This window comes from Mycobacterium sp. ENV421, from assembly GCF_002887815.1.
Classification (GTDB): domain Bacteria; phylum Actinomycetota; class Actinomycetes; order Mycobacteriales; family Mycobacteriaceae; genus Mycobacterium.
This window is the reverse complement of sequence record NZ_PDHO01000043.1, coordinates 1-24,376: the sequence shown is the minus strand read 5'-3', so window position 1 is coordinate 24,376 and position 24,376 is coordinate 1. Positions and strand designations below refer to the sequence as shown.

Sequence of the window (24,376 nt, the reverse complement as noted above, 5' to 3'; positions counted from 1 at the left end):
CCGAAAATAGCCTCTGAACAGCAAAAAGCGCCCACTAGAACACTAGGAGCGCCACGTGCGTTCGAATAGAGCGATGCGGTGGAGCGGCCAGGGGATAGCGGTCGACGACGGCGCGCTGCCCGGTCTTCAGCGCATCGGGTTCGTGCGCAGCGTCCGGACGCCGCAATTCGAGGGCATCACCTTCCATGAGGTGCTGTGCAAGTCGGCGCTGAACAAGATTCCGGCCGCCTCGATGTTGCCGTTCACGTACACGGTCAACGGCTACCGCGGCTGCGCACACGCCTGCCGATACTGCTTCGCCCGGCCCACGCACGAGTACCTCGAGCTCGGTCCCGGCGACGACTTCGACCGCGAGATCGTGGTGAAGACCAACCTCGTCGAGGTGCTGCGGCGGGAATTGGGCCGGCGGTCCTGGCGCCGGGAGACCGTGGCGTTGGGCACCAACACCGATCCGTATCAGCGGGCCGAGGGGCGCTACGCGCTGATGCCCGGCGTCATCGGCGCGCTAGCGGACTCGGGCACGCCGATGTCGATCTTGACCAAGGGGACCCTGCTGCGTCGCGATCTGGACCTGATAGCGGATGTGGCGCAACGGGTTCCGGTGTCGGTGGCGATCTCACTGGCCGTCGGCGACCCCGATCTGCATCGCGATGTCGAACCGGGAACACCGTCTCCGCAGGCGCGGCTCGGACTGATAGCCGCTGTGCGTGATGCCGGGCTGGACTGCCACGTGATGGTCGCGCCCGTGCTGCCGTATCTGACGGACTCGGCCGAGCACCTCGACAGCCTGCTGGCCCAGATCGCTGCCGCCGGTGCCACCGGCGTGACGGTGTTCGGTCTGCACCTGCGCAGCTCGACGCGCGGCGTGTTCATGAGCTGGCTCGCGCGCTCGCATCCCGACCTCGTCGCGCCGTACCGTCAGCTGTACCGGCGCGGGGCTTATCTACCTGCCGACTACCGAGACATGTTGCGGCAGCGGGCTGCACCGCTGGTCGCCAAGTACAAGCTCGGCGGTGATCGACGGTTGTTCACTCCGGTCACCCCGCCCGAACCGATCGCCCCGCCCGAACCGCAGCCGACGCTGTTCTAGGTCCGGCCGCGCTTGACCTGATTGAACGGCACACCCTTGTCAGCGGCCAGTTCTCGGGGGAACCCGAGGATGCGTTCGGCGATCACGTTGCGAGCCATCTCGCTGCTTCCGCCGCCCAGTGAGCCGGTCTGCCGCGACAGATACCGCACCCCGATTTCGGCCAGGTCGGAGGACTCCCCGCCTTCGTCGATGACACCGGCGGTGCCGGCGAGCGCCAGCGCGGTGTCGACCTCGAGTTCGGTGGTCTCGGCGTGGAAGAGGCGAATCAGTGTGCCGGCGTTGGGCGGTAGCGTTCCGTTACCGATGCCTTGCCCGACATGGTCGATCAGCTGCTCCTTGACCATCCGGCGGACCAGCGCTCGCCCGGCGCGCTCTTGAGCGGCCGGGTTGTCAGCCTGCCCGGTGCGCTCGATCAGGCCGACGTGGTCGGGCGGCATTTCGCTGGCGTTCTCCGCGCCGATGCCGCTGGCGAACTCTGATCCGCCGCCTACCGCCCGGCGTTCATGAAACAGCTGGCGGGAGGCCACTTCCCAGCCCTTGTTGACCTCGCCGACCACGGCGTCGTCGCTCAACACCAAGCCGTCGAAGAACTCTTCGCAGAATTCCTCGTTACCGTTGACCTCTTTGATCCGGCGCATCGTGATGCCGGGGGAGTTCAGCGGGACCAGGAACATGGTCAGGCCCTCGTGTTTGGGCACCGTCCAGTCGGTCCGGGCCAGCATCAGGCCGTAGTCGGCGGCGAATGCGCTGGTGCTCCAGGTCTTGGCGCCGTTGACGACCCAGGTGTCGCCATGGCGATCGGCACGAGTGATCACGCCGGCCAGATCGGAGCCGCCGCTGGGTTCGCTCAGCAGCTGGCACAGGATCTCGTCACCGCGGATCGCCGCCGAAATACGTTCGCGTTTCTGGGCTTCGGTCCCCATGTCCAGGATGGTGGCCGCGCAGATCGTGAACGTCGGCACATTGAGGATCAGCGGCATCTCGTAGCCGCGGCACTCGGCGTCGAACGCCTTCTGGTACGCGTGACCCAGCCCAAGGCCGCCGTATTCGCGGGGAAAGCAGATGCCGGCGAAACCGCCCGCATACAACCGCTTCTGGAGGTCCTTGGCGTGATCCCAGGATGCTTGCTCGGCGCGTACCGAGAAGGGCGGATGGTCGGGATCGATGGTGGGCATGTTCTCGGCCAGCCAGGCGCGCGCTCGGGCGGCGAAATCGGCGACCGATTCGGTGGCTGTGGAGATCGCGGTTTCGGTCATGCCGAAGCTTCCTTCCGGTCGGCGCTCAACGCGTACACCGCGCGGTGGTGCTCCTCCGGCGAGCCGTACAGCGCGCGGTACAACGCGGTGCGGCGCAGAAACAGGTGCAGGTCATGTTCCCAGGTGACGCCGATGCCGCCGTGCAACTGCACGCAATCCTGCAGCATCACCGGGGCTCGTTCGGCCACATAGGCTTTGGCCACGCTGACCAGTAGGGCGGCGTCATCCGAGCGCTGCGACACCGCGGCCACCGCCCCCGTCGTCGTCGCCCGGCACGCTTCGTACCACATCTTCATGTCGGCGAGCCGATGCTTGAGCGCCTGATAGGACGCCAGCGGCCTGCCGAAACTGTGGCGATCGAACATCCACTGCGTCGTCATCGCCAGCACTGTGTCCAGAATGCCGACGATCTCGGCGCACTGCAGCATCAACGCGACCTGCCGCTGTCGCTCGATGATCGCCGGCGTCTGTGCGGCGTCGCCGACCACGGCGGAGTCGTCGATCTCGACACCGTCGAATTGCACACGGGCATAACGCTTCACCATGTCCACGGACCGTTGCTCGGTGATTTCGGTGCGGTCGGCGGGGACCAGGAACTGCCGGGGGCTGCCGTCGAGATCGGCGACCACGAGGAATACGCCGGCGTCGGTGCCTGCCTCGACACGGTCCTTCACTCCGTCGATGCGGTAGCCGGATTCGGTGCGTGTCGCGGTGACACCGGGCTGCAGTGGGAGCAGCGGCAGGCCGGGTTCGTAGACCGCCCACGACGCCACCAGTTCACCGGAGACCAGCCCGTCGATGGTGTCGCCGTGGCCCTCCGGCGCCTCGACCAGACCCGCCAGTACGACGCTGACCGGATGCAGTGGGCCGGGCGCCACGCTGTGGCCGATCTGTTCGGCCACCAGGGCCAGGTCGGCCACGCCGTCGCCCGAAACACTGCCGCCGCCAAGATCTTCGGGGACCAGCAGGCTGGCCCAACCGAGTTCGGCCGCCCGCTGCCACCATTGCCCGTCGAACGAGGTGTCCGAGGCGTGCAGTTCCCGCACCCGGGTCAGAGAGGCCTCTTTTTCCAGGAAGGCCTGCGTCGTCGACGCAAACAACATCTGTTCGGGATTGGCGACGTCTGTCATGCGATGACGAGCGCAGGTACGTCGGGCTTGTGGACCGACATGTTGGGCACCTTGAACAGGTCGACCAGGTTGCCGCCCATCACCTTTCGCTGCTCCTCCTCATCAAGGCCCTGAGCTTGCAGGTCGTCGACGAGGTTGATCGGGTCGGCAAGTCCTTCGGGATGTGGCCAGTCCGAACCGAAGATGATGCGGTCGACACCGCACAGCTCCGACATCTTCTTGAAATCGTCCTCCCAGAACGGAGCCACGTACACCCCGCGCCGGAATGCCTGGATCGGATCTTCGGGGAATTCCTGCGGCATCTTCGAATACACGTCTTTGAATTGGTAGAACAGGTACGGCACCCAGGACGCGCCGTTCTCGATCGACAGGATGCGCAGGTCCGGGTTGCGGGTCAGCGCGCCGTGGCACACCAGCGCGGCCATGGTGTCCTCGATGGGGCGCTTGCCCATCGCGACCATCCGGAACGACGTCGGCTTGAACGGCAGGAACTCGTCGGCGGGCTCCCAGTCGTTGAGGTACTCGGCATAGCCGCTGTCGGAGGCGTGCATACACACCGGGATGCCGGCCTTGACGCAGGCGTCCCAGAACGGATCGAACTCGGGCAGGCCCATCGAGCGGGACCCGCGGAAACCCGCGACGGGGGCCGGGCGGACCAGGACGGTCTTGGCGCCGCGCTCGATGCACCATTCGAGTTCCTCGAGCGCTCGGTCGACGATGCTCAAGTTGATGACCGGGGTGGAGAAGATCCGGCCCTCGTAGTTGAACTGCCAGGTCTCATACATCCACTGATTCAGCGCGTGAACGATGTCGAGGATCAGCTCGGGATCGTCTTTGAGCCGCTCCTCGACCAGGCTGGCCAGCGTCGGGAACATGATCGTGTAGTCCAGGCCCAGACCGTCGAGCACCTCGAGACGCGCCTCGGGGTTGCGGAAGGCGGGGATGGCCTTCATCGGCTTGCCCATGACCTCGCGGTAGCTCTTGCCTCCGCTGCCGTGCCGGAAGTACTCCTCCTGCGCGCCGGGGCGGGCGACGACCTCGAAGGTCGGGTTGGGGATGTAGTCACTGATCGTGTTGCGCACCACGATCTTGGTGCGCCCGTGAACGTCGATGTAGTCGATGACGCCCTTGCGGCTGTCCGGCAGGAATTGCGTCAGCGCTTCCTTCGGCTCGTAAAAGTGATTGTCGGCGTCGAATACGGGATAGGGAAGCTCGCGCGAGGGCATGTCCGCCTCCAGAGAGTCTGATTGGTCGATAACGGTAATGACGTTACCACGACGGTACGCGGGCCGACAGACTGGTTGAAAACAGTGTTCTAGCAGCGAAGACGAGTCAGGGCAGCAGGCCGCGGACACAGAATTCGTAGATGTGCTCGCCGTCGATGGGCACCCCGTTGAGTTCGGCGCCCAGGCTTCGCAGCCGCATGGCTCCGAGCACCGCCTGCATGATCAACGCCGCGGTGGTCTCGACTTCGAGGCCGGGCCGGAAGCTGCCCTCATCGATGCCGCGGTTCAGGATTTCGCCGATTAGTTCGTGTAGCGGCGACAGCACTCGGGCGTACTCCCGCGGCAGCGACTCGGCGAGGTGATCGTTGTAGTAGGTCAGCCCGCGGTTGATGCTGTCCTGCTTGGTGGATTCGGCAGGGGTGCAGATGCGGTCGATCAGCACGCGCATCGCCTCGGCGGCCGGCAGTGCGTCGGTCTCGGTGCGCCAGTGCTTGGTCGACTCGGCCATGATCGTGTCGATCAACGCCAGCAGCAGCTCGTCCTTGGTGGAAAAGTGCTGGTAGAACGACCGCAATGACGTCTTTGAGCGCTCGACGACCTCGAGGACGGTGAAGTCGGTGCGGCCCGTTTCGGCCAGGATCGACAGCGCTGAGCGCATGAACCGGCCCTCCCGGGAGTCCGGATCGGCGCGCACCGCCTCGGGCGTTCGTTCGTTGGCCTTGGCCATCGGGTCAGCTTATCGGTCGGGTTACAGTGACGAGAATGACGTTACCGTCTTGGAATGCGACAAGGTGAGGAACACATGACTGCGAATTCCGGGGAAGCCGCTGCGAACCCGTGGACAGTGGCGCGGCTGCTCGAATTGTTCGACGTCGAGGCTGACGGTCAGGATCGCTACATCGCCCCGACCGGTATCGCAGACGCCGACGAACGGCAGGTCGTCGAGGGCACCCAGGTGCTCGCGCAGGTGATCGTTGCCGCCGCAAAACGCTTCGGCGGCAAGTCGATACGCTCCGTGCACAGTGTCTTCGCCCGGGCGGTCCTGGTCGGGCCGCCGGTCATCCTCGACATCGACGTCGTCTCCGAGGGTCGCTCGACGGCCTCGGCGATCGTCACCGCGTCGCAGAACGACAAGCGGTGCATGACGTTCACTGTGCTGGCCGATGTGCCCACCCCCGACGTGATCCGCCACCACCTGCCGCGCCCCAAGGTCGCCGGGCCGGCTGAGGCCAACGTGTGCGAAATGCCCATGGGCGGAAGGCAAGTCAAGCTCGTCGACGTCATCGACATCAACAGCCCTGACGAGGTCGGACCGCCGGAGGTCTACGCCTGGCTGCATTATGACCCGATTCCGTCGCGCGACGATCTGGCCAAGGCGCTGATCGCCTACTTCACCGGGCACCTCGGTATCTCGACGACCATGCGCGCCCACGACGGCATCGGCACCGCCCAGTCGCATTTCACGGTGTCGACCGCACCGATGACGGTCACGGTCAGCTTCCACGAGCCGGTCAGCTGGACCGGCTGGCTGCTCTACACCCACGAGAGCACCCAGGTCGGTGCCGGCATGTCCTACATCCGCGGCGCGGTGCACACCGAGGACGGTGAGCTGATCGCGTCCTTCACCCAGGACGCGTTGATCCGGCCGCTGCGGACCACCGACAACGCGATCGCCGCCGAAGCCCGGATCTAGCACCCCGATGAGTCTGGTCGCCGGACGCGGCCCGCTCGGTCCGGACCGGGCCGGCTGGTTCTCCGCGCCGGTGGCCACTCCGATCGTGTACGTCGAACCGCACCCACGGCGGGTGCAGGCGGTGCGCGACGGGCAGAGCGTCATCGACACCGAGAACGCGCTGCTGGTCCACCGCGCCGGAGCGCCGCTGAGCTACGCCTTCCCCATGGGTGAAACAGCCGATCTGCCAACCGAACCCGAGCCCGAGGCGCCCGGCTATGTGCGGGTGCCGTGGGACGCCGTCGACACCTGGGTGGAGGAGGGTCGACCGTTGGTGCACTATCCGCCCAACCCGTACCACCGGGTGGACTGTCGGCCCACGCGGCGGCGGCTACGGGTGCTGGTCGCCGGCGAGGTGCTGGTGGACACCGACGACACTGTGATCGTGTTCGAAACCGCACTGGCACCACGGCTTTACGTTGCCCCGGAGCATGTGCGCACCGGTCTGCTGCGGCGAACGGACACGTCGAGTTACTGCAACTACAAGGGGTATGCGACCTACTGGGCCGCCGGTGACATCGACGACGTCGCGTGGAGCTACGACGAACCGCTGCCCGAAACCCGACCGATTGCAGGCTATTTCAGCTTCGACGGCGAGCGGGCCGAGGTCAGCGCCGAACTGCCTAGCCCAGATCGCCGGCCTTGAACGTATCGCACTGTTTAGGGTCACCGGTCTGATAGCCGGTGGTGAACCACTTCTGTCGTTCGGCCGATGAACCGTGGGTCCACTGTTCGGGATTGACCCGCCCGGTGGCCTGCTTCTGGATGCGGTCGTCGCCGACCGAGGCCGCGGCCGACAGCGCGTCGGCGATGTCCTTGTCGGTCAACGGTTCCAGATAGGTGACATCGGTGCCGGGCTGCTTGGTGATGGCCGCGTAGTGCGCCCACACGCCGGCGTAGCAGTCCGCCTGTAACTCGGTGCGCACACTGCCGCCGGTGGCGCCCTGCGCTCCCTGCTGGGCGCGGCCGAGCACGCCGAGCAGGTCCTGTACGTGGTGGCCGTACTCATGGGCCACCACGTACTCCTGCGCCAATGGTCCACCGCTGGAACCGAATCGGGTCTTGAGGACGTCGAAAAAGTCGGTGTCGAAGTACGCGGTCTTGTCCACCGGGCAGTAGAACGGCCCGACATCGCTGGTCGCGGGGCCGCACCCGGTCTGCACCTGGTTCTTGAACAGCATCATCCTCGGCCGGGTGTAGCCCTTGAGCAGGTCGCTCCACACGCCGTCGACGGAGTTGCCGGTGGCGACCACGCGGCATTCGACGTACTGGTTGGCATCGGCGCCCGTCTTGCACTTGCTCAGGTCGTAACCCGACTGCTCGGCACCGGGCGGCAGGGTCTGCTGCGGAGTGGTGACCTGGCTGGGATCGATACCGAGGAACACCGCGAGCAGCACCACCACCAGGCCGCCGAGACCACCGCCGATCGCGATGCCCCGACCGCCGCCGCCACCGGTCGAGGTGGTGCTGGTGTCGATCTGCATTCCCTCGTTAAAGGTCATCAGCACTCCCCGGTACTTGAGGTGCGGCTACCCACCGCGTTCACCTTGCCACACTACGATTTCGTCGTGACCGTCGTCGCGGATCCGTCGACCGTCGCTCACACCACCCTGGGTGCGTTGCGCGGAACCACCGAAAGCGGTGTGCGCGTCTGGCGCGGCATTCCCTATGCCCAACAACCCATCGGGGAGCGCCGTTTTCGTGCGCCCGCCCCCGTGCAACCGTGGGCCGGGGTGCGTGACGCCGTCGAGCACGGGCCCGTGCCGCCACAGGGTCGCTCGTTCGTCGGCGGTGGCCGCGACGACCCGAAGATCCGCGACGAGGCCTGCCTGACATTGACGATCTGGGCCCCCGAAACAACGACCCCGTTGCCCGTCATGGTGTGGATCCCCGGCGGCGCCTTCGTCTACGGCGCGGGGCAGCTGCAGCTCTACAACGGGTCCCGGCTGGCCGCCAACGGCGACGTCGTGGTGGTCAACGTGACCTATCGGCTCGGGGTGTTCGGCGGCTTCGAACTCGGCGACCTCGGCGCCGGATTCGCCGACAACCTCTGCCTGCGTGACCAGATCGCGGCGCTGCGCTGGGTGCAGGACAACATCGCCGCCTTCGGCGGAGACCCGCGCCGGGTGACGATCTTCGGCGAGTCGGCCGGTGCGACGTCGGTGCTGGCACTGTTGGCCTCCCCGGCCGGCGAGGGGTTGTTCGCCCGTGCGATCGCGCAGAGTCCGGCGCTGCCGCTCATCGCCGACCGGGCTACCCGGGCCGAGCGCGCCCACGAATTCGTCGACCTCGTCGGCGCCGATCCCGCCGCGTTCCCGGTGCTGCCGCAGCGGGTGCTGCGTCGCGCAGCGGGGGAGATGCAGCGCCGCAGCGCCGAGGCCACCCCGACGCTGGCCTACGGGCTCACCTACGGCGTGGAGCTGTTGCCCCGGCATCCGATCGACGCGGCGCGCGCCGGTGAGGTCAATCCGGTGCCGCTCATCGTCGGGACCAACAGCCATGAGGCGTCGATGTTCGCGTGGTCCAAGCCGCCGATGCTGCCGACCACCGCCGACGGGATCGACGCCTACTTCGACCGGGTCGCGCCGGACGCCCGGACCCGGGTGCTGGCCGGTTATCCGGACTATCCGCGCCGAAGGGCGCAGATCGCCGTCGGATCCGACGTCATGTTCGGCGCGCCCACGTGGGCCTTCGCCGACGCCTACAGCTCGCACGCCACCACCCACGTGTACCGGTTCGACCACACCACGTGGACCCTGCGGATGCTCGGGCTCGGCGCCACCCACGGCAGCGAGATCGTGCACATCCAGCACAGCTACGGCTCATATCTGGGCCGCAAAATCCATCCGCTCGGCCGTCGCGTGCAACCCGCGGTGGGGCGCCGGATGCAGCGCACCTGGCTGAACTTCGCCACCCACGGCGAATTGGAAGACTGGCCCCGTTACGACTCCGCGCGACGGGCCACCCGCGTCATCCGGTCGGCCCGCGACGTCTCCGTCGACGACCCCGACGCGCTGCGCAGACAGGCCTGGGCCGGGCTGTACTAGTGGAATCGCTTGTCGGTGTAGCGGCGCAGATTGGCCAGGAACCACCGGAACGACAGGTTCATCAGCGGTCCGCCCAGGATCAGCCCGAACCGGGCCGGGCCGTTTGCTTTCTGCGCCACCGTCCAGGTCAGCCGGCAGCCGCCCGGGGTTTCCTGCACGCGGTACTCCTCGGCGAAGGCGGCCACCACCTTGTTCGAGCAGGTGTTGAACCGAAACGCCAGATAGGTGTTGGGCTCCCAGGCCAGGAACTCCTCGTCGCCGACCAGCCCGCCGAGCATGTTCACTGTGCGGGTGGTGCCGATGCCGTACGGCTTGGGGCTGGTCCAGGTGACCCCGGTGATGACCTTGGCCCACTGCGGCCACGAGTCGGCGTCGGAGAGGACCTCGAACAGCTGCTCGGGTGTGATGACGAGGTCCACGCTGTTGGAGAAGCGGAACTTCGCGTCGCGAATGAACGTCAGATCGACGCGCTCGCAGGGATACATCGTGGTCATCGGGGCTACCTCCGTGGGAGACCATACATCGAGGTGATGTATGTCCGGTCGGGCGCACCTCATAGACTGAACCCTCGATTTCTTTCCATCAGTCTCTCGATTTTCAGGAGTTTCAGTGCTGCGCAGTCACGCCGCCGGTTCGTTGCGGGCCTCCGACGCCGGACAGACGGTCACGCTGGCCGGCTGGGTGTCCACCCGGCGCGACCACGGCGGCGTCATCTTCATCGATCTGCGTGACGCGTCGGGGGTCTCGCAGGTGGTGTTCCACGACGCCGACGTGCTCGCGCAGGCGCACCGGCTACGCGCCGAGTTCTGCGTCGCCGTCGAGGGCGTGGTGGGCATCCGCCCCGAGGGCAACGCCAACGCCGAAATCCCCACCGGCGAGATCGAAGTCAATGCGACCGCGCTGACGGTGCTGGGGGAGAGCGCCCCGCTGCCCTTCCAGCTCGACGAGCAGCCGGGCGAGGAAGCCCGGCTCAAATACCGCTACCTCGACATGCGCAGGCACGGCGGTCCCGGCGACGCAATCCGGTTGCGCTCCAAGGTGAATGCGGCCGCGCGCTCGGTGCTGTCCGCCCACGACTTCGTCGAGATCGAAACCCCGACGCTGACCCGGTCGACACCGGAGGGGGCGCGCGACTTCCTGGTGCCGGCCCGGTTGCAGCCCGGTTCGTTCTACGCGCTGCCGCAGAGCCCGCAGTTGTTCAAGCAGCTGCTGATGGTCGCGGGCATGGAGCGCTACTACCAGATCGCGCGGTGCTATCGCGATGAGGATTTCCGCGCCGACCGCCAGCCGGAGTTCACCCAGCTCGACATGGAGATGAGCTTCGTCGACGCCGACGACGTCATCGCGGTCTCCGAAGAAGTGCTGCGCGCCGTGTGGTCGACGATCGGCTACGACCTTCCGACGCCGATCCCGCGGATGTGTTACGACGAGGCGATGGGCCGCTTCGGTACCGACAAGCCGGATCTGCGGTTCGCCGTCGAACTCGTCGAGTGCACCGAGTACTTCAAGGACACGCCCTTCCGGGTGTTCCAGGCGCCCTACGTCGGTGCCGTGGTCATGGCCGGCGGTGCGTCGCAGCCGCGCCGCACGCTGGACGGCTGGCAGGAGTTCGCCAAACAGCGCGGGCACAAGGGCTTGGCGTACGTCCTGTTCGGTGCGGACGGCGAGCTGAGCGGCCCGGTCGCCAAGAACCTGTCCGAGACCGAACGCGCGGGGTTGGCCGCTCACGTCGGGGCCGCACCGGGTGACTGTGTGTTCTTCGCGGCGGGGACCCCCAAGGGTGCGCGTGCCCTGCTCGGGGCGACGCGCATCGAGATCGCCAAGCGCCTCGACCTCATTGATCCGAACGCGTGGGCGTTCACCTGGATCGTGAAGTGGCCGCTGTTCGAACCGGCCGACGACGCGACGGCAGCCGGCGACGTTGCGGTGGGGTCGGGCAACTGGACCGCGGTGCACCACGCTTTCACCTCACCGATGCCGGAGTCGGAGGCGACCTTCGACACCGATCCGGGCTCGGCGCTGGCCAACGCTTACGACATCGTCTGCAACGGCAACGAGATCGGCGGCGGGTCGATCCGTATCCACCGCCGCGACGTGCAGGAGCGGGTGTTCGCGATGATGGGCATCGATCACGACGAAGCCCGGGAGAAGTTCGGATTCCTGTTGGACGCGTTCACCTTTGGCGCCCCGCCCCACGGCGGCATCGCGTTCGGCTGGGACCGTATCGTGGCGCTGCTGGCCGGCGTCGATTCGATCCGCGAGGTGATCGCGTTCCCGAAGTCCGGCGGTGGCGTCGACCCGCTGACCGATGCGCCTGCACCGATCACCGCCCAACAGCGCAAGGAATCCGGAATAGATTTCAAGCCGGAGAAGCTGGACAAGCCATGACCGAAACCCCTGACTTTGCGTCGCTGAACGACTTCAACAAGAACATCGTCGAGGAATTCCGGGCCAACGCCGGAGTCGTCGGCGGACCGTTCGAAGGCCGCCCGCTGCTGCTGCTGCACACCACCGGTGCGAAGTCCGGCGAGCCGCGGCTGGCTCCGCTGGCCTACTTCCATGTCGACGGGAAGCTGATCATCATCGGCTCGAAGGCGGGCGCCGACACCAACCCGGACTGGGTGCACAACCTGCGCGCCAACCCGCGGGCGCACATCGAGATCGGCACCGATGCCCATGACGTGGTCGCGCGTGAATTCTCGCGCGAGGAGCGCGACGAGGCCTACCCGAAGGTCGTGGCCGAGGCGCCCGGGTTCGGCGAATATCAGTCCAAGACCAGCCGGGTCATCCCGCTGTTCGAGCTCACCCGCGCCTGATCGCGTGAGTACATCGGCGATTGCGCGACTGATGTATAGGCGGCGGTCGTCGGGGTAATCCACTGTCGGTGGTCGGTCGTGCCCGGGGTCGCGATCAGACGCGGCACAGACGGAGGAGGGCGAAGTGGGACCGGATCCGCAGGAACGGCAGCAGCGGCAGGCCGAATCAGAAGCAGCCGAGGAAGCAGCCGCTCATAGCAATTGGGCGTATCCATGGCCTCCGGCCGGCGATGATTCGGCGCCGCCGGTGCAGGGTGGCGATGGCCTCCGCGGTGCGCCCCACGATGGCGGCGGGCAGCCGATCGCTTCGTCGAGCCAGGAGTCCCGTGCCGCTCGACTGGGTCGACCGGAAGGCGAGGTTTCAGCGCATGTGTCGACCCGCAGCGGCAAACAGACACCGTGGCAGGGTGTCGCGGCTTCGGCGGCGGTTGTCGTAGTCCTGGCGCTGCTGTGGAAACGGCGTCGTCGATCCACGGCGAACCGACCGACATAGCCGGCGGGCCCGCCATCCGCATCGAACCGGGGTTCAGCGGTCAGTAGGGCTTTCGCACGTAACCTTCGCGGCCAAGTCCGCCAACTTGTTGTCGAGCACCTCGGCGGCGCTGAGCAGCTCCGGATTCGGCTCGACGACCATCAATGACGACGGCTTGATGTAGGTCAGGCTGCTGCCGGCGTCCTCGTCGAGGATCAGCAACTCGACCGGGGCGAACAAGCCCGCCGTCACGTCATGGCGAAGCATGGTGATCGCGATCAACGGGTTGCCGAGGATGACCCGCAACACCCTGCGTGCGATGCCGGCTTTGGTGATCCAGGCACCATGGTCGAGCAGTGCGAACAGCATGAATCCGCTTGGCCCGACGTACTTTTCGACCCGCTCCCGATACGACGGCCAATCACCGCCGGCGGCTCCGATGTCGCCGATCGGCACCGGCTGCTCGCCGATGTCGGCGAGCAGCGCGGCAACCAGGTCGTCGTAACTCTTGGCGCTGTCGTAGCGCACCCGGACCCCGTCGAACTGGGTCTCGGTCGCCATGTCAGAGCCGCTCGATGATCGTGGCGTTGGCCATGCCGCCGCCCTCACACATGGTCTGCAGGCCGTAGCGCCCGCCGCGCTGTTCGAGCGCGTTGACCAGCGTGGTCATGATCCGCGCGCCGCTGGCACCCAGCGGGTGGCCGATCGCTATCGCGCCGCCGTTGACGTTGGTCTTCCCCAAGTCGGCTCCGGTGTCGCGGGCCCAGCTCAACACCACCGGGGCGAACGCCTCGTTCACCTCGAAGAGGTCGATGTCGGCCAATGTCAGACCCGCCTTGGTCAGCACCTTCTCCGTCGCGGGGATGACGCCGGTCAACATGTACAGCGGATCCGAGCCCACCACGGTGGTGGTGTGGATGCGCGCCAGCGGCGTCCAGCCGTGCTTGCGCGCCACCTCCGATGAGGTGATCAACACCGCGGCACTGCCGTCGGACAGCGGTGAGGAGTTGCCCGGCGTGATCTCCCAGTTGATCTGCGGGAAACGCGCGGCATACGCCTCGTTGTAGAACGCCGGCTTCAGTCCGGCCAGCGTCTCGACCGTCGTTCCCGGACGGATGATCTCGTCGGTCTGCAGGCCCGCGATCGGCGCCAGCTCGGTGTCGAACAGCCCGTCCTTGGTGGCTTGGGCCGCCTTCTCGTGGCTGGCGGCGGAGAACTCATCGAGTTCGGCGCGTGAGAGCCCCCAGCGCGCGGCGATCAGCTCGGCGCTGATGCCCTGCGGCACCAGGCCGTCCGAATAGCGCGCGGCGAACCTGGTGCCGAACGGGTCGCTGCCCGGCAGCACCGACGACCCCATCGGTACCCGGCTCATCGACTCCACGCCGCCGGCGATCACCACGTCGTAGGCGCCCGCGATGACGCCTTGCGCGGCGAACGAGATCGCCTGCTGGCTCGAACCGCACTGCCGGTCGATGGTGGTCCCCGGCACCGACTCCGGGAAGCCGGCCCCCAGCAGCGCGTTTCGGGCGATGTTGACCGCCTGGTCACCGGCCTGAGTCACCGCGCCCGCGATGACGTCGTCGATCTCGGCCGGGTCGACACCGGTGCGCGCGACCAGCTCGGCGAGGCTGTGCGCCAGCAGATCGGCGGGAAGCACGCCGTGCAACGCGCCGCCGGGCTTGCCCTTGCCGATCGGCGTGCGGACCGCTCCCACGATGACGGCGTCGCGCCCTGAGTAACCGGCCATGTTGTCCTCCTGAACTCCTCGCTGAGTACTGCTCTCTATACCCAGCTATAACACCTAGGTATAGTGAAAACAACTCAGAAATGGAGTGACTTACGTGACACTGCTGCAGGGCCCCCTGGTCGACCGCGACACCTGGTCGGCGGTCGGGAAATGCCCGATCGAGAAGACCATGGCGGTCATCGGAACCAAGTCGGCGATGCTGATCCTCCGGGAGGCCTATTACGGCACCACCCGATTCGACGATTTCGCCCGGCGGGTGGGTATCACCAAAGCCGCCACGTCGGCACGGCTGACCGAACTCGTCGACGCCGGCCTGCTGACCAGGCGGCCCTACCGCGAGCCGGGGCAGCGGGTGCGCGACGAGTATGTGCTCACCGACGCCGGCACCGAACTGCTGCCGGTGGTGTTTGCGATGTTCGAATGGGGGCGGCGCCATCTTGCCCAGGACACCCGGCTTCGGCTGACCCACCTGGACTGTGGCGCCGACGCGACCGTCGAAATCCGGTGCTCACAAGGGCATCTCGTGCCGCCCGACGAACTGGGTGTGGAGCTCAAAAGCAAAGGCGCCGCGCCTAAGCCGCGGTGACACCGCCCCCGCCTACGATGGCCGGTGTGGATTCCACGCTGGCGTACATCGATCAAGGTTCATTCCTCGGACTGCGGGCGCTCGGTCGCGGACCGCTGGCCCAGTACGCCTGGATCTACGAGCGCCCGGTCGACCTCGACGGGCTGCGTCGCTTCCACCATAACCTCGGCCGCGGCCTGTTGGGGCGCCGCATCGAGCGCTCGCCGCTGCCGTTCGGCCGCGACCACTGGGTGGCCTGGACCGGCCCGGCTGACATCGACGTCGCGGCCGCCGCCCGCCCACGCGCCGAGGCGCTGGAGTGGCTCGACGAGCAGATTCGCGTCCCGATCGATCCCGAGGGCGGACCGTCCTGGCGGCTGGCCGTTCAGCCGTTCACCGAGGGCGGGGCAGTGGTCACCCTGATCGCCTCGCATTCGATCTGCGACGGGCTCGGTCTGACTTTGGCGATCAGGCAGGCCGCCAGTGGTGAGACGTGGGAGCTGGGTTATCCCGAGCCGAACTCGCGTACCCGCGGGCGGGCGCTGCGCGAGGACACCGCCGAGATCCTGCGCGCGGTTCCCGATTTTGCCAAGGCGGTCGTCGCCGCGGTGCGGTTGGCCAAGAACAACAGCGCGGAGATGACCTCTTCGGCTGGGCGGTCCGGGCCGCGGATGGTCAAGCTCGACGGTGCCGAGTTGGTCAGCGTGCCGTCGATAGCAGCCTTCATCGACGACGAGCAGTGGCGGTATCGCATGGAAAGTCTTGGTGGAACCAGCAATTCGTTGTTCGCCGCGATCGCTGCAAAGCTCGGGCAGACCTTCGGTCGAGTGGACGACAACGGACGGGTCCGGCTGCAGTTCCCGGTAAGCGAACGCACCGAGGGTGACACCCGAGCCAACGCCTTGACCGGGATGACGGTGAGCATCGACCCCGCCAACGTCACCCAGACCCTGCGAGATGTGCGCGCCGAACTGAAGAAGAACCTCGCCGCGCTGTCAGAGAGCCGTTTTGAGCTGCTGGGTCCGGTGGCGCTGGCGCCGCTGATCCCGCCCGGGTTGGCCCGTCGGCTGGAGGGGATGGCGCTCGGCGCGGGCGCACCGATCGGCTGTTCCAATCTGGGGAAGCTGGACCCGGCGGTGAACCGGCCCGACGGCACCGACGCCGACCACATCGTCCTGCGTCAGTTCGAGTCGCGCATCACCGCGGACATTCTCGATCGGCTCGGCGGCACCCTGTTCCTGGCGTCGGGTCAGATCAACGGTGAGGTTTCGCTCTCGGTTGCGGCGTGGCGTCCCGGCGGCCCGAACAGCAAAGACCTGGTGGCGGCCTCGGTCCGGCACGTCCTTGACGAATTCGGGCTCGCCGCCACCATCGAATAACCGGATCGTGTGACACCTGTCAGAAACTCTGGTGACCCATGAGGCTGATCACACGGGTTATGCTGACGAGATCCGTTAGTCCTACTATGTAGCGGTGCTAAATGTGGCCGCGGTGAAACGACAGGCTGATCTGCGAGGCCAGAAGGGGGTCCGGTCGTGACGCTGGAAAGCCAGACCTACGCGGCCTCGGGCGCGCCAACCGACGACGCTCCGGCCGGCCCGGAGAAGCAGCAGGCTCAACCTGCAGGCCACCGCACCAAGCGTCGTGGACCTGTGCAGCTCCTGCGCAAGATATGGCTGCCGATCGTGATCGTTCTGGTGATCGCCATTGCCGCGTTCGGTGTTTTCCGCCTGCACGGGGTGTTCGGAAAGACCGAGACGACCCGGCCCGGTAGCGGCCTGGCCAATGACACCAAACCATTCAACCCGAAGACCGTGGTGTACGAGATCTACGGCCCGCCCGGAGCCGTCGCCACCATCAACTACCTCGACCTGGACGCCCAGCCGCAGATCGCGCGGGATGTCACCCTGCCGTGGTCGCTGACCCTGACAACCACCGCGCCCGCCGCATCGGCCAACATCGTCGCCCAGGGCGACAGTGACACGATCGGTTGCCGAATTATCGTCAACGGCGAGCTCAAGGACGAGAAGACCAACACCGGTGTGAACGCGCAGACCTTCTGCCTGGTCAAGTCCGCATGATCCTGCTGAACAAAGACGAAAAGCCGCAAGCGGAACCGGGGAGACGGCCGCACATCGCGCAGTGGGTGCGCTGGCTGTCCGTCCCGATCATCCTGGGCTGGCTGGCGCTGACCGTCGTCACCAACATCGTCGTGCCGCAGATCGAGGTCGTGGGCCAGCAGCAGTCGGTGCCGATGACGGCAATGGACGCGCCGTCCTCTGTCGCGATGAGCACGATCGGCCACACATTCCAGGAGTTCAAGTCGAACACCTCGGTGATGATCGTGCTGGAAAGCGACCAGCCGCTCGGCGATGCTGCGCACCAGTACTACAACGAGATCGTCAAGAAGCTCGAGGCCGACAAGACCCACGTCGAGCACATTCAGGACTTCTGGAGCGATCCGCTGACCGCCGCCGGATCGCAGAGCGCCGACGGAAAATCCGCCTATGTGCAGGCCTATCTGGCCGGCAACATGGGCGAAGGTCTGGCCAATGAGTCGGTCGAGGCCGTCAAGTCGATCGTCGAGAGCGTGCCCGCACCGCCCGGGATCAAGGCCTACGTCGCCGGATCGTCGGCGCTGATCAACGACACCCACATCGCCGGTGACCGCAGCCTCAAGATCATCACCGGTCTGACGTTCGGCGTGATAACCGTGATGCTGCTGGTGGTCTACCGCTCGATCGTCACGGTGCTGATCGCCCTGGTGATGGTGTTCCTCGAACTGGCGGCGGCCCGCGGTGTGGTGGCGTTCCTGGGCTATCACCACCTGATCGGGCTGTCGACGTTCGCGGTCAACCTGCTCGTGATGGTCGCGATCGCGGCCGGTACCGACTACGTGATCTTCCTGTTCGGTCGATATCAGGAGGCACGTAGCAAGGGTGCCGACAAAGAGTCGGCGTATTACGAGATGTATCACGGCACCGGGCACGTAATCGTCGGGTCCGGGATGACGATCGCCGGTGCGTTGTTCTGTCTGCACTTCACCCGCAGCCCGATGTTCCAGTCGATGGGCGTTCCGCTGTTCGTCGGCATGGTGGTGGTTGTTGCCGCCGCGATGACGCTCGGCCCCGCCGTGGTTACCGCGTCCAGCCGCTTCGGCCTGCTGGAGCCCAAAGCGGCGTCCCGTGAACGTTTTTGGCGGCGCATCGGCACCGCGGTGGTCCGCTGGCCCGGACCGATCCTGGTGGCGACGACTTTCGTCTGCCTGATCGGGCTGCTTGCGCTGCCCGGCTACCGAACCGACTACAACGACCGGCACTACCTGCCTGCCGACATTCCGGCCAGTGAGGGGTTCGCCGCCGCCGAGCGGCACTTCCCGGAGGCGCGGCTGAGCCCCGAACTCCTGATGCTGCAGAGCGACCACGACCTGCGCAACTCCGCCGACTTCCTGGTGATCGATCGGGTGGCGAAGGCCATCTTCCACACGCCGGGCATCGGACGGGTGCAGACCATCACCAGGCCATTGGGCACCCCGATCGAACACAGCTCGATCCCGTTCCTGCTGGGTATGCAGGGCACCACGCAGACGCTGAACCAGTCCTACATGCAGGACCGGATGAAGGACATGCTGAAGATGGGCGACGACATGAACGTCTCCATCAACCAGATGACGAAGATGTACGACCTGCTCGGGCAGCTCAACGCCGTCACCCACAGCATGGTCGGCAAGATGGACCTGACGCTGGCCGACATCCAGACGCTGCGCAACCACATCGCCGACTTCGACGACTTCTTCCGGCCGCTCCGCAACTACTTCTACTGGGAACCGCACTGCTTTGACATCCCGGTGTGCAACTCGATCCGGTCGGTGTTCGACACCCTCGACGGCATCGACACCATGACCGACGACTTCCAGGTCCTGGTACCGGATCTGCACAAGCTGGACCTGTTGACGGCCCAGATGCGCACGCTGATGCCGCCGATGATCGACACGATGCGCTCAATGCGGACCATGCAGCTGACTCTGCAGAGCACACAGTCCGGTCAGCAGGACCAGATCGCGGCCATGCAGGACAACCAGAGCGCGATGGGCAAGGCTTTCGACGAGGCCAAGAACGACGACTCGTTCTACCTCCCGCCGGAGGCGTTCGACAATCCGGACTTCAAGCGCGGGATGAAGATGTTCTTGTCACCGGACGGAAAAGCGGTGCGATTCATCATCTCTCACGAGGGTGATCCGATGTCGCCGGAGGGTCTCAGTCATATCGACCCGATCAAGAACGCGGCGTTCGAGGCGATCAAGGGCACCCCGCTGGAGGGCTCCAAGATCTATCTCGCCGGCACGGCGGCCAGCTTCAAGGACATGCAGGACAGCGCCGACTACGACTTGATGATCGCCGGGTTGGCAGCCCTGTGTCTGATCTTCATCATCATGCTGATCATCACCCGGGCCGTGGTGGCCGCCGCGGTGATCGTGGGCACGGTGGCGTTGTCGCTGGGCACGTCATTCGGTCTGTCGGTGTTGATCTGGCAGGACCTGATCGGCCGTCCGCTGCACTGGATGGTGATGGTGATGGCGATCGTCATCCTGCTCGCGGTCGGTTCCGACTACAACCTGCTGCTGGTGGCGCGCCTCAAGGAGGAGATCCCGGCCGGGCTCAAGACGGGCATTATCCGCGCGATGGGCGGCAGCGGTTCGGTGGTCACCTCCGCCGGCCTGGTGTTCGCGGTGACGATGGCGGCCATGGCCTTCAGCGAGCTGACGGTCATCGCGCAGGTCGGCACGACCATTGGCATGGGCCTGCTGGTCGACACGCTGGTGATCCGGTCGTTCATGACGCCGTCGATCGCCGCCCTGTTGGGCCGGTGGTTCTGGTGGCCGCAGCGGGTGCGGCCACGTCCGGTGCCGAGCCCGTGGCCCACCCCGGCGACCAGGGCGGCGAATACCGAGCCGATCCCGGCCCAATCCAAGCAGTAGCCAACGGGTTTAGTGCATGGCGTTGTGGGCGCCGTCCACGCAGCCGCGCTGGTAATTGGCGGCGTGGTGGGCGGCTTGGCCCGCGCAGTACGCCGCGATCGACTCCTCGTGCGCCTGGTAGCCGCCGGCGTCGACCCATCGCTGCCCGTCGGCGTAGCCGGCCCAGTAGGCGGTGTCCTTGCGGTCCGAGGTCAACATGAAGACCACGCCCAGGACGGCGAACAGCGCGATCACCAGCACGGCCTGAACCCAGCGGTTGCTGAGCCAGGGCCACAGACGGGCGGGTATCCAGCGCGGCTTGGGCCGATCCACAACGAAGATTCTTGCACCCCTGGGGAAGTAGTCTCGCGGTTGTGCTGCATCTGCGGGTGATCGCGCCGGTCGAGCTCCGTGGCGACGTGTTGGCTGTCCTGCAGCGGCAGGTCGGGGTGACGCACCTGGTGGTGCATCAGGGGGCGGCGCTGGACCCGCTGGGTGATGAGATCTCCGCCGACATTGCACGGGAATGCGCCAATGACGTCATCGACGACCTCAAGGCTCTGGACTTGCACCACCGCGGCGCCATCACCCTCGATCTGGTGGACACGGTGGTGTCCACCGCGGCCTACCGGGCCGAGAAACAGGCCGACGGCGACCCGGGTGACGCGATCGTCTGGGAGGAGCTGTCGGCCCGCACCCGCGAGGAGTCGACCCTCAACATCACCTTCCTGTTGTTCCTGTGCCTGGCGTGCATGATCGCAGCGGTCGGCGTGGTCACCGACTCTCCCGTGACGGTGGTCGGCGCCATGGTGGTCGGCCCGGAGTTCGGCCCGCTGGCCGCCCTGGCGGTGGCGCTGGTGCGCCGCAGGCTGGACCTGGCCCGCCGGGCGTCACTCGCGCTGCTGGTCGGATTCCCCGTCGCCATGGCCGCCACGGCGGCGTTCGTGCTGGGCGGCGAGGCGCTGGGCTGGATAAAGCTGGGCAGCACCCGGCAACTCACCGACGTCGACTTCATCTTTCAGGTCGGCCCGCTGTCGTTCGTCGTCGCGCTGCTGGCCGGTGCGGCAGGCATGCTGTCGCTGGTGTCGGCCAAGTCCGCGGCCTTGGTGGGAGTGTTCATCTCCGTGACCACCGTGCCGGCCGCGGGTTTTGCGGTCGTGGCCGCGTCGGTCGGAGAATGGGATGTCGCCGTCGAATCCGCTGCGCAACTTGCGATCAACCTGGTGGGCATCACCCTGGCCGGAGTGCTGGTGCTGGCCACGCGCCGCCGGCACGAGACGCGCCGCCACGGTACGGGCTGACCGTGGCGGGACCGAAGACCGACTAGTGTCTAGCGCCTGTGGGGTGGATGATCAACATCGCAAGTCTGAAGGACCACGTATCGGCTCGCGGAATCGCGATGACGGTCTTTGCCGCCGTGGTCGCGGGTCTCGCGGCCGCAACGCTGCTCCACGTGCCGACTCCTCCCGATGTCGGCCGCGGCTCGCCCGATCCGAGTAGCACGAACGCCCCCTGGATCGAGCCTGGGACGGCCCCCGGACCTGCCATCGAGACGCCGAGTTCTGCTGCGGCCGCGCCGACGACGGTTCCGCCACCGGCTCCGCCGCCGACCCCAGAACCCGTTCCGACGATCGCACCGACGCCGATTCCCACATACACACCGACTCTGACGTACACGCCGACCACGACTCAGACAGCGGCGCCGACGCAGACGGCGACGGAGGCGGAGACGGAGACGGAGACGGAGACAACAACCAGCCCGACGGCGACATCCACCACTCCCAGCGAGCAGCCCGCCTTCCCCATCCGGCCCAGCCGGGCGCCCTCGACCCTGCTTCCCAACGGCGGACGGCGTAGCTGAGAAGGTCGGGCCGTCGCACCGCGCCATGCGTTGTCGAGGGTCTTGTGATGGGATTAGCGGCCTATGGGCATCAAAGTGGCGCTCGAGCACCGCACCACCTACACCTTCGACCGATTGGTGGAGGTGCACCCCCATGTCGTCAGGCTGCGGCCCGCACCGCACTCACGCACGCCCATTGAGGCCTACTCGCTGGAGGTCGAGCCTGCCGACCATTTCATCAACTGGCAGCAGGACGCCTTCGGTAACTTCCTGGCCCGGCTCGTGTTTCCCACGCGGACACGGAAACTCACCATCAAGGTCGGGCTGATCGCCGACCTCAAGGTCATCAACCCGTTCGACTTCTTCATCGAGGACTACGCGGAAACCTTCCCGTTCGTCTACCCGAAGGCGCTCAAAGACGACCTGGAGCCCTACCTGCGCCCGGTCGACGAGGGCGACGAGGGATCGGGGCCCGGTGACCTGGTGGGGTCGTGGGTGCGGGATTTCGTCGTCGCGCCCGGCACCCGGACCATCGACTTCCTGGTGGCGCTCAACCGCGCGGTCAACGGCGACGTCGGATACAGCGTGCGGATGGAGGCCGGGGTGCAGACCCCGGATCACACCCTGCGCACCGGGATCGGATCCTGCCGCGACTCCGCGTGGCTTTTGGTGTCGATCCTTCGGGGATTGGGCTTGGCGGCCCGATTCGTGTCCGGCTATCTGGTGCAGCTGACCTCCGACGTCGAAGCGCTCGACGGTCCGTCCGGGCCGGCCGCCGATTTCACCGACCTGCACGCCTGGACCGAGGTGTACGTTCCCGGCGCAGGCTGGATCGGGCTGGACCCCACCTCCGGTCTGTTCGCCGGGGAAGGCCATATTCCGCTGGCCGCCACACCCCATCCGTCGTCGGCGGCGCCGATCACCGGTACCACCGGCATCGCGGAGGCCACCCTGGAGTTCGCGAACATCGTCACCCGCGTGCATGAGGATCCGCGTGTCACGCTGCCCTACACCGAAGCCGCCTGGGCCGCGATCAACCAACTCGGTGCCCGCATAGACGAGCGACTGGCCGATGCCGATGTCCGGCTGACCGTCGGCGGCGAGCCGACCTTCGTCTCGGTGGACAACCAGGTCGACGAGGAGTGGATCACCGCCGCCGACGGCCCGCACAAACGGGAGCGGGCCTCGGTGCTCGCCGCGCGGCTCAAGGCGGTATGGGCTCCCGGTGGCCTGGTGCAGCGCAGCCAGGGCAAGTGGTATCCGGGAGAACCGTTGCCGCGCTGGCAGATCGGTATCCACTGGCGCCGCGACGGCGAGCCGCTGTGGGCTGACGCCGCACTGCTGGCCGACCCGTGGGGCGCCCACGAAGACGTCGACCCCGAAGCGGCCCAACAGATCCTGTCGGCGATCGCCGGCGACCTGGGACTACCTGCCACCCAGGTGCGCGCGGCGTTCGAGGATCCGCTGACCCGCTTGGCGCACGCAGCTCGGCTGCCCGCCGGCGACCCCGTCGAACCCGGCGACGATCTCGAGACCGACACCGCAGCCGCGCGGGCGGCGCTGCTGGCCCGCCTGGAAGATCCGGTCACCGAACCGGCCGCCTACGTGCTGCCGTTGCATCGCCGCGAGGACGACGCAGGCTGGGCCAGTGCCGACTGGCGGCTGCGACGGGGCCGGGTGGTGCTGCTCGAGGGGGACTCGCCGGCCGGTCTACGCCTACCGCTGGACTCGATCAGTTGGGCGCCGCCCCGGCCATCGGCGCCGGCCGACCCGATCGCCAGCGGCGTGCGAGCGCTTCCGGTCGATCCCGGAACCGCCGACGCCGCCGTGGAGGATTCGACCACCGCACCCACCACCGCGATGGTCGCCGAGGTTCGTGACGGCCTGCTCTACATCTTCATCCCGCCCACCGAGGAGCTGGAACACTTCGTCGACCTGATAGCCAGGGTGGAAGCGGCCGCCGCGAAGATCGGCTGCGAGGTGGTCGTCGAGGGCTACGGGCCGCCGCCCGACGGGCGGCTGCAATCCATGTCGATCACGCCGGATCCCGGTGTCATCGAGGTCAATGTCACGCCCGCCGCCAGCTTTGCCGAGCAGCGTGAACAGCTGCGCACCCTGTACGACGAGGCCCGGCTGGCCCGGCTGTCGACCGAGTCGTTCGACGTCGACGGAACGCACGGCGGAACCGGCGGCGGCAACCACATCACGCTGGGCGGCATCACACCGGCCGACTCGCCGCTGCTGCGCAGACCCGACCTGCTGGTGTCGCTGTTGACCTATTGGCAGCGTCACCCGGCGCTGTCGTATCTGTTCGCCGGCCGGTTCATCGGGACCACGTCGCAGGCGCCCCGGGTCGACGAGGGCCGCTCCGAAGCGCTCTACGAACTCGAGATCGCCTTCGCCGAGATCGCCCGGCTGACCGCGGAGGACGCGTCCTCGCCCGATGGTCGCTCCGCAAGCGTCGCTCCCGATCATGGTCGCTCCGCAAGCGTCGCTCC

Annotated in this window: 22 protein-coding genes; 12 read left to right on the top strand and 10 right to left on the bottom strand. The window is 67.0% G+C overall.

Features of this window, described 5'->3' with window-relative positions; genetic code table 11:
• Positions 1-73 precede the first annotated feature (73 nt).
• Positions 74-1,090, top strand: a complete 1,017-nt coding sequence (locus CRM90_RS27135) for an Rv2578c family radical SAM protein (RefSeq protein ID WP_102809988.1) — start codon at positions 74-76, stop codon at positions 1,088-1,090.
• On the opposite strand, the gene CRM90_RS27130 is transcribed toward CRM90_RS27135, so the two are convergent.
• The 4 genes from CRM90_RS27130 to CRM90_RS27115 form a co-directional block, all read right to left on the bottom strand.
• A complete protein-coding gene (locus tag CRM90_RS27130; protein ID WP_102809987.1) occupies positions 1,087-2,346 on the bottom strand; it encodes an acyl-CoA dehydrogenase family protein in 1,260 nt (419 codons plus the stop codon). The two genes, CRM90_RS27135 and CRM90_RS27130, sit on opposite strands and share 4 nt — an antisense overlap.
• The gene (locus tag CRM90_RS27125) at positions 2,343-3,476 is read right to left on the bottom strand and encodes an acyl-CoA dehydrogenase family protein (RefSeq protein WP_102809986.1); all 1,134 of its coding nucleotides are present in this window, start codon (positions 3,474-3,476) and stop codon (positions 2,343-2,345) included. The genes CRM90_RS27130 and CRM90_RS27125 overlap by 4 nt, the downstream gene beginning before the upstream one ends.
• Complete coding sequence (locus CRM90_RS27120; protein WP_102809985.1) at positions 3,473-4,702, bottom strand: amidohydrolase family protein; 1,230 nt, start codon at positions 4,700-4,702, stop codon at positions 3,473-3,475. Before CRM90_RS27120 ends, CRM90_RS27125 begins: the two co-directional genes overlap by 4 nt.
• 106 nt (positions 4,703-4,808) lie before the next feature.
• Positions 4,809-5,429 (bottom strand): TetR/AcrR family transcriptional regulator, encoded by a 621-nt coding sequence (locus tag CRM90_RS27115; protein WP_102809984.1) that lies wholly within the window; start codon positions 5,427-5,429, stop codon positions 4,809-4,811.
• 75 nt (positions 5,430-5,504) lie between these two features.
• Between CRM90_RS27115 and CRM90_RS27110 the strand changes: the two genes are divergently transcribed.
• Both CRM90_RS27110 and CRM90_RS27105 read left to right on the top strand, forming a co-directional pair.
• On the top strand, positions 5,505-6,395 hold the full coding sequence (locus CRM90_RS27110) for an acyl-CoA thioesterase (RefSeq protein WP_102809983.1): 891 nt from the start codon (positions 5,505-5,507) through the stop codon (positions 6,393-6,395).
• Positions 6,396-6,402: 7 nt separating this feature from the next.
• Positions 6,403-7,080, top strand: coding sequence for a DUF427 domain-containing protein (locus tag CRM90_RS27105; protein WP_102809982.1), 678 nt, complete (start codon positions 6,403-6,405; stop codon positions 7,078-7,080).
• Here the strand turns inward: CRM90_RS27105 and ypfJ are convergent.
• A complete protein-coding gene (gene ypfJ, locus CRM90_RS27100; RefSeq protein WP_102809991.1) occupies positions 7,058-7,936 on the bottom strand; it encodes a KPN_02809 family neutral zinc metallopeptidase in 879 nt (292 codons plus the stop codon). The genes CRM90_RS27105 and ypfJ overlap by 23 nt on opposite strands.
• A 66-nt stretch (positions 7,937-8,002) precedes the next feature.
• Between ypfJ and CRM90_RS27095 the strand changes: the two genes are divergently transcribed.
• Positions 8,003-9,481 carry a carboxylesterase/lipase family protein gene (locus CRM90_RS27095; RefSeq protein ID WP_102809990.1) on the top strand — a complete coding sequence of 493 codons (1,479 nt, stop codon included), beginning with the start codon at positions 8,003-8,005 and terminating at the stop codon, positions 9,479-9,481.
• Here CRM90_RS27095 and CRM90_RS27090 read toward each other — a convergent pair.
• The gene (locus tag CRM90_RS27090) at positions 9,478-9,966 is read right to left on the bottom strand and encodes an SRPBCC family protein (protein ID WP_102809989.1); all 489 of its coding nucleotides are present in this window, start codon (positions 9,964-9,966) and stop codon (positions 9,478-9,480) included. The two genes, CRM90_RS27095 and CRM90_RS27090, sit on opposite strands and share 4 nt — an antisense overlap.
• A gap of 124 nt (positions 9,967-10,090) precedes the next feature.
• On the opposite strand from CRM90_RS27090, the gene aspS reads away from it, so the two are divergent.
• Entirely contained in the window at positions 10,091-11,869 is a 1,779-nt protein-coding gene (gene aspS / locus CRM90_RS27085) for an aspartate--tRNA ligase (RefSeq protein ID WP_102809981.1), read from the top strand.
• Positions 11,866-12,297: a nitroreductase family deazaflavin-dependent oxidoreductase gene (locus CRM90_RS27080; protein ID WP_102809980.1), complete on the top strand. Its 432-nt coding sequence runs from the start codon at positions 11,866-11,868 to the stop codon at positions 12,295-12,297. The genes aspS and CRM90_RS27080 overlap by 4 nt, the downstream gene beginning before the upstream one ends.
• A 526-nt stretch (positions 12,298-12,823) precedes the next feature.
• On the opposite strand, the gene CRM90_RS27075 is transcribed toward CRM90_RS27080, so the two are convergent.
• Positions 12,824-13,330 (bottom strand): DUF302 domain-containing protein, encoded by a 507-nt coding sequence (locus CRM90_RS27075; protein ID WP_102809979.1) that lies wholly within the window; start codon positions 13,328-13,330, stop codon positions 12,824-12,826.
• A 1-nt stretch (position 13,331) separates the two neighbouring features.
• A complete protein-coding gene (locus CRM90_RS27070; RefSeq protein ID WP_102809978.1) occupies positions 13,332-14,516 on the bottom strand; it encodes a thiolase family protein in 1,185 nt (394 codons plus the stop codon).
• Between the two features lie 94 nt (positions 14,517-14,610).
• Between CRM90_RS27070 and CRM90_RS27065 the strand changes: the two genes are divergently transcribed.
• The 4 genes from CRM90_RS27065 (at position 14,611) to CRM90_RS27050 (ending at position 20,059) form a co-directional block, all read left to right on the top strand.
• A complete protein-coding gene (locus CRM90_RS27065) occupies positions 14,611-15,102 on the top strand; it encodes a winged helix-turn-helix transcriptional regulator (RefSeq protein WP_102809977.1) in 492 nt (163 codons plus the stop codon).
• 17 nt (positions 15,103-15,119) lie between these two features.
• Positions 15,120-16,460 (top strand): condensation domain-containing protein, encoded by a 1,341-nt coding sequence (locus CRM90_RS27060; protein WP_102809976.1) that lies wholly within the window; start codon positions 15,120-15,122, stop codon positions 16,458-16,460.
• 273 nt (positions 16,461-16,733) lie between these two features.
• A complete protein-coding gene (locus CRM90_RS27055) occupies positions 16,734-17,162 on the top strand; it encodes an MmpS family transport accessory protein (RefSeq protein ID WP_036345506.1) in 429 nt (142 codons plus the stop codon).
• The gene (locus CRM90_RS27050; protein ID WP_102809974.1) at positions 17,159-20,059 is read left to right on the top strand and encodes an MMPL/RND family transporter; all 2,901 of its coding nucleotides are present in this window, start codon (positions 17,159-17,161) and stop codon (positions 20,057-20,059) included. Before CRM90_RS27055 ends, CRM90_RS27050 begins: the two co-directional genes overlap by 4 nt.
• Before the next feature lie 9 nt (positions 20,060-20,068).
• Here CRM90_RS27050 and CRM90_RS27045 read toward each other — a convergent pair whose 3' ends face one another.
• A complete protein-coding gene (locus CRM90_RS27045; protein WP_102809973.1) occupies positions 20,069-20,371 on the bottom strand; it encodes a hypothetical protein in 303 nt (100 codons plus the stop codon).
• A gap of 41 nt (positions 20,372-20,412) precedes the next feature.
• Here CRM90_RS27045 and CRM90_RS27040 point away from each other — a divergent pair, with 41 nt between their 5' ends.
• Positions 20,413-21,339: a DUF389 domain-containing protein gene (locus CRM90_RS27040; protein WP_102809972.1), complete on the top strand. Its 927-nt coding sequence runs from the start codon at positions 20,413-20,415 to the stop codon at positions 21,337-21,339.
• 388 nt (positions 21,340-21,727) lie between these two features.
• Here the strand turns inward: CRM90_RS27040 and CRM90_RS30570 are convergent, their stop codons facing one another.
• Complete coding sequence (locus tag CRM90_RS30570; RefSeq protein WP_158249069.1) at positions 21,728-21,880, bottom strand: hypothetical protein; 153 nt, start codon at positions 21,878-21,880, stop codon at positions 21,728-21,730.
• A gap of 82 nt (positions 21,881-21,962) precedes the next feature.
• Here CRM90_RS30570 and CRM90_RS27030 point away from each other — a divergent pair.
• The coding region (locus tag CRM90_RS27030) for a transglutaminase family protein (RefSeq protein WP_102809970.1) at positions 21,963-24,376 on the top strand (2,414 nt) is incomplete at its 3' end.